This window comes from Microcoleus sp. CAWBG640, from assembly GCF_020883015.1.
In the GTDB taxonomy this organism is placed as follows: Bacteria; Cyanobacteriota; Cyanobacteriia; order Cyanobacteriales; family Microcoleaceae; genus Microcoleus; species Microcoleus anatoxicus.
The window spans coordinates 1-5,338 of record NZ_JAHRFC010000165.1; the positions used below are offsets into that span (position 1 = coordinate 1).

At 44.7% G+C, this 5,338-nt stretch carries 5 protein-coding genes; 2 read left to right on the top strand and 3 right to left on the bottom strand.

Annotated features, from left to right (window positions below):
* The 3 genes from AAFP11_RS29615 to AAFP11_RS29625 all read right to left on the bottom strand — a co-directional run.
* A partial coding sequence (locus AAFP11_RS29615) for an IS607 family transposase (protein ID WP_341740221.1) occupies window positions 1-570 on the bottom strand: 570 nt, incomplete at its 3' end.
* Between the two features lie 83 nt (window positions 571-653).
* Window positions 654-2,888, bottom strand: a complete 2,235-nt coding sequence (locus tag AAFP11_RS29620; RefSeq protein WP_341740222.1) for a GAF domain-containing sensor histidine kinase — start codon at window positions 2,886-2,888, stop codon at window positions 654-656.
* Between the two features lie 333 nt (window positions 2,889-3,221).
* The gene (locus tag AAFP11_RS29625) at window positions 3,222-4,091 is read right to left on the bottom strand and encodes a hypothetical protein (RefSeq protein WP_341740223.1); all 870 of its coding nucleotides are present in this window, start codon (window positions 4,089-4,091) and stop codon (window positions 3,222-3,224) included.
* A 158-nt stretch (window positions 4,092-4,249) separates the two neighbouring features.
* On the opposite strand from AAFP11_RS29625, the gene AAFP11_RS29630 reads away from it, so the two are divergent.
* Entirely contained in the window at window positions 4,250-4,795 is a 546-nt protein-coding gene (locus tag AAFP11_RS29630) for a 3-isopropylmalate dehydratase (RefSeq protein ID WP_341731696.1), read from the top strand.
* Between the two features lie 106 nt (window positions 4,796-4,901).
* The gene (locus AAFP11_RS29635) at window positions 4,902-5,090 is read left to right on the top strand and encodes a hypothetical protein (RefSeq protein WP_341736267.1); all 189 of its coding nucleotides are present in this window, start codon (window positions 4,902-4,904) and stop codon (window positions 5,088-5,090) included.
* Window positions 5,091-5,338: the final 248 nt, after the last annotated feature.

Consider the following 5,338-nt stretch of genomic DNA (forward strand, 5'->3'; position numbering starts at 1 on the left):
GTGGCTTCTAGCTCCGTAAAGTCTAGCGCTAAAGACTTGAATTAATTCAATCATGTCTTGAACTAATTCCTGTTCAAAACTCAACTCATCCGGTGATTTGTTGACAATTACTACCTCGCATTCAAACTCTTCACACATCGCAAAAACCAATTCAGAACCAAATCTAAGAAGCCGATCTTTGTGAGTGATGACAAGTCTACCAACTTCACCGGACATGATTCGTTTGAGTAGTTTTGTTAGTCCCTTTTTCTTGTAATTAAGTCCAGAACCTAAGTCTTGAATTGTCTCAAATTGCCAGCCATTAGCAGCACTAAACGATTCCAAGACAGCAGCCTGACGCTTTAAATCTTCTTTTTGGTCGTGACTAGAAACTCTGGCATAGTTGATAGTGATTCGCTCATCTGTCTGATTCAAGTCTCTGGGAATGATTCGCTTGATATCGGCAAGGTAGAATCGTCTTTGTCCAGTGGGAGAGCGTTCAAACCTAATCTTGTCTGCATCAGTCCAGCGTCTCAGTGTCTTTGTCGAAATACCAAGCTCTTTGGCGGCTTCTCCGATTGAAAGGGTCACTTCTGATTGAGTCTCCAAGAGTTGCTTACCTCTAATACTACAACTTAATAGTTACCCAATCCGGGAAGAATGTCAATAGGTGTCTACCAAAAGTTTTTCAGCCCCCTACCCCCTGGAAATTGGGGTAAATTCAGAGTAAAAGATGTACGCCACAACGGATCGTTTTCCAAAATCTCTGACGGACTACTAGAGACCTCAATAGTACCATTCAAGTGCTGTACTAAACACTTTACCAGAGCTAGACCCAAACCCGTACCAGGGATAGCTTGCTGAGTAATACCTGTCCCACGGCGGAATTTTTCAAAGATGTGGGGTAAATCAGCAGCAGAAATCCCAAGGCCCAAATTTGATATTTTGATGACAATACTGCCACTTGCTTGAGATATCTCCAAAGTCACCTCAGTTCCACGAGCCGAGTATTTGCCGGCATTGGTCAACAGTTCCAACAAGATGCGATGGAGACTATCCTTGTCTGTTTCCAAGCGAGGTAATGGTTTCGAGAAATCCTGAGCCAAAGTTAATCCTTTATCGGCCCACTTTTGCTCAAAATCCTCAGCCAAATCTTGAATTAGACTCTTGAGAGAGACCGAAACTAGAAACATGGGGAATTGTTGAGGATCAAGCTGTTTGAGTGCTAGCAAATCGCTAACCAAGTCTGTTTCTTTAGAACACTGCTGCTCTAGAATATCCAGATATTTAATCCGACTCTGCAAGGACTGGTCTGCTTGTTTTAGCATCATAATTGCTAGCTTCATGATCGTCAAAGGAGTGCGTAACTCGTGACTGACTACGCTCAGGAACTCGTCTTGGATCAGCCTTAACTTGCGTATTTGCTCTAATTGATTGGCAGATTGTTCGTGCAGTTTTTCCTGGACATCTAGACTGTTTGCCAATTGAGTGCTTCTATATTCTAGCTGAGTTTGCAGTTCTTGGAGTTTTTCAAACTCAAGTATCGCCCTGGTGACTTGAGAGGCGATGGATTCCAAAACCTCTAATTCTGCAATTTGCCAAGTGCGAGGTTGGGAATTTTGCAATAGCAAGAAACCCCAGACAGTTTCCTGTGTCCGGCCGCCAATCAAGGGAACCAGCACCAAGGCGCGAGTGTCCTGAAGTTTCAAGATTTCTACTGAGTTTTGCGGTTCCTGGTTGATTATTTCCCCTGCATCAGCCAAGGCGAAGGATTGGGGGGCGCTATTGAATGCTGACTGGCACAAACTAGATTCCGATATCCTAAAATCCCTAATATTTTTCGATAGTGAGTTGCTGATTTTGGCTTGATTATTGGTGGTTTTATATTGATTTTTGGTGGGAGGTTTTGATTTTTTTGGGGATGTTTCTGTTTGGGCGATCGGTGGCTTTTCTACTTTTTTTCGCTCGTATTCACAAACTAACGCAATTGTTGTTTGGCTAGGTTGATTGAGAGAGCTTATTTGTGAAAATGGTGCTGTATATTTTAATGACAGGATTTGAACTCTATCTACTTCTAGGCTTTGGCTGGTACTTGCTATCACCTGTTGCAAAGTTAGATCTATTTCTGCATTTTTTGCGATTTCTTTGGTAACGTTATTCAATAGCTTTTTGTATTTAGCTTGTTGCTCTAATTTTTGGTTTAAATGGGCAATTTCTTGATTTTTTTGAATGTGGGAGATGGCGGTGGCGATCGCATCTGATGCTAACTCTAGACACTGCCGCGAAGCCGCAGACCACTCCTGGGGTTGGGTAGTAGCCATGATAATTATCCCATTAACGGCGCCGCGAAATCGCGTTGGCGATGCTAAAATCCCTCGGAAAGGAAGGGATGGGACTAAGGAATGGGACCTGTTGGGCGATCGATCGTCTTGAATATCGGAAATCCCTAGTATTTCACCATGTGTCAGTATATTTACTAGCAGATGCTCTGGGAGTGAAATTAATAGCGAGTTTAAGATTTCTGTTTCAGGAATTTCGGATCTTTGGGTTACAACTGCTGCATCGGAAATCACTGTGGAATTGATTCGATCGCCGAAAATGCCCCAGCCTGCGTTCGGAATGGCGATGCGATTGTCACTCACAGCAGCAACTAAACAGTAGTCTGCTTGACAAGCTGCTCCTAAAGTATTAGCTATCTCCAGCAGTAGCGTTTCTTCATGAAAGCTTGTCGCGATAATTTGGCAAATTTGTCGCCCGATTTGAGCAGGATCGACCTGGTACTGCATTATTCGATCCAGAAATTTTTGGACTGAGACTGGTTCTGTGATTTGCTGTAAGTGCAACGTACAAGACTCTGAGGGCGATCGGTCGATCGGGTCACAGTCTTGACTTGTCTGATAATTTGTCATGGCAGCCAAGCCTTTATTTTAAGATGTTTGAGCCTGCGATCGCTGCAAAGATAGAAGCTATCCGGTATTATTATTCAGCTTTTGTCGTGACTGCTTGGTGACACCCCTCTCCAAAACCTGTGATGTTGCCTATTTTAGTCTGTGATTCTAGCAAATTTATTTTGTGATCCAAGTCTATCGACTGAGTGATTGCGATCGCACAAATTAATTATATCTCATAAATAATTATGGCACTATCTAAAAACCAACAAATTTTTAGTCAAAAAATGTTGTTAAGCGCTACTAGGCTCGATATTAACTCTGCTCAAACCTGATTTAGTGAGGCTGTACACCTTACCTATTTTGTGATTCCTGTTGGGCTTTTTCGCTATTTTGGCGATAAAGTGCCACCCGGTTGGTAGCCGTTGTGTAACGGGGATGTTTCGATGGTACGGAGGCCATTAAATCCGAAGCTTGCTGCCACTTAGCGGCCACAACTAACCAATCCGGTCGTGATTGGGCGGTTTTGCCTTCGCTGGCTGCTTGTTCTGCCAACCGCACGGCTTGTGCAAAAGAGTCGGAGTTTCCAGTCTCCTGAGCAATTTTCTGTGGGGGAGTAGGCCTGGAGGGCATCGGAGTAACAGTAGCTTGGGTAGTAGTGGCTGTAGTGTTGAGCGATGGAGAATGGAAACCTTTGTAGATAGCGGCAACGGCGACGAGTAACAACACGCTCAGGGCGATACCACCGATGATACCGCGCTGAAATTGTCGCGGTTCCTGCATCGACCGTCCATGCTGTTTCGCCATTTTGGGCAAAGCCGGTTGCTGACCTTGGCGCTCGGTTTGGGCGATCGCGAAACGCTGCCAAAAATGGACTTTTCTCAGTTTAATCTCTTGACACCACAGGAGTTGATTTTCCGGGTCCCGGCGAATTTCTTCCAACCACAGCAGTTGATGTTCTCGGACAATCCGGCTGTTGATATTGACTCGGCGAATATTTCGGGGCGAAAGTTGCTCCAAAATTTCCCGGATGCGGGAGACCAAGCTAGACTGTTCTAGCAAATCAGCGGTGGCCGACTCGCACAACAGTTGGAGCACCCCATCGGCAAACACGGCTCTAGTTCTAACGCCTATCTGTGCAAGTCGATCGTTGAGGATTTGAATAATCGCTGCCACAGACCCCTCGCGGGCTTGTCGGGCAATATCATCTACTGTATTCACCATAAAGATATGTTGACGCTTAGCAATCTGTTAATTTTTAACCAAACTTTCGGAGCTAAATTTTTATTCATACAGATTACCATTGACACTCCCAGGTTAAAATAGACATCTGACTTGACCAGCATGACTAAAGCATCTTTGAGGCTAACTGAAAATAAACTATGGGTAAAGTAATTAGCGGTCAAATTTTTGTGGTAGATGACAACATCGATACAGATCAAATTATCCCAGCCGAATACCTGACTTTGGTTCCCTCGAAGCCGGATGAGTACGATAAACTTGGCAGTTACGCCATGATTGGGTTGCCCGATCGCTATGGTAAGTTTATGGAACCGGGTGAAATGAAAACCCGCTATCAGATTATCATTGCTGGGGAAAATTTTGGCTGCGGTTCTTCGCGAGAACACGCTCCCATCGCTCTTGGGGCTGCTGGGGTGAAAGCTGTGGTAGCTTTGTCCTACGCCCGCATTTTCTTTCGCAATTGTTCGGCTACTGGTGAATTATATCCGATCGAATCAGCCGATCGACTCTGCGATTTGTTTGCTACTGGCCAAGAAGTGACCATCGACTTTACAGCAGAGAAAATTATCAACCACACTCTAGATTGCACCTATGACCTCAAACCTTTAGGAGAAGTAGGCCCAGTCATTGATGCCGGCGGACTCTTTGCTTACGCACGTCAGACGGGAATGATTGCTAGTCGCTAACTGTTAACTGTTAACTGTTGAGGGTTGACCTTCAGCCGACAGCTAACAGTCAACAATTAAGGTTTTAAGGCGGTGCAAAACGTTTTTTGGGTTTGGGACTGGCGACATGGTAAGTGCAATTCTTCCCTTTGGGAAGTTTGCAGGCACTCACGTCGGCAGGCTGACCGTTAGAGAAAGCGGAGTTTTTGAAATGAGAACGCCACTTGGCAAGGTTAGCCCAGTGCGTCATAAATACTGTAAATCAATCCACCGCAACGATGGGTATATGTATGTGTTTTCTACTTTTGTCCAATGAATCAGCGATTAGAGGCGTAGCGATCGGGTTAAGTCAGCACCGTCTCACCCAAAAGAAAATGCTATTTTTGACGCGATCGATGCTTGGAAACAAGCCAAGTCTGTCAAAGGAGAGCCGTGACAATTGTCCACCCATCAACTAAGAGTAACAGCAGGGTACATAAGAGCAAAATCAAATACATCCAAGGCTGAGACAAAGGGCGGACATCTGTAGTATCAATGCCTGTTTTTGCTTCAACTAAACGGACT

Excerpts from the sequence above, each read along its gene's own strand:
- AAFP11_RS29630 (WP_341731696.1), top strand. The coding sequence starts at position 4,250 with ATGGGTAAAGTAATTAGCGGTCAAATTTTTGTGGTAGATGACAACATC.
- AAFP11_RS29625 (WP_341740223.1), bottom strand. The coding sequence starts at position 4,091 with ATGGTGAATACAGTAGATGATATTGCCCGACAAGCCCGCGAGGGGTCT.
- AAFP11_RS29635 (WP_341736267.1), top strand. The coding sequence starts at position 4,902 with ATGGTAAGTGCAATTCTTCCCTTTGGGAAGTTTGCAGGCACTCACGTC.
- AAFP11_RS29620 (WP_341740222.1), bottom strand. The coding sequence starts at position 2,888 with ATGACAAATTATCAGACAAGTCAAGACTGTGACCCGATCGACCGATCG.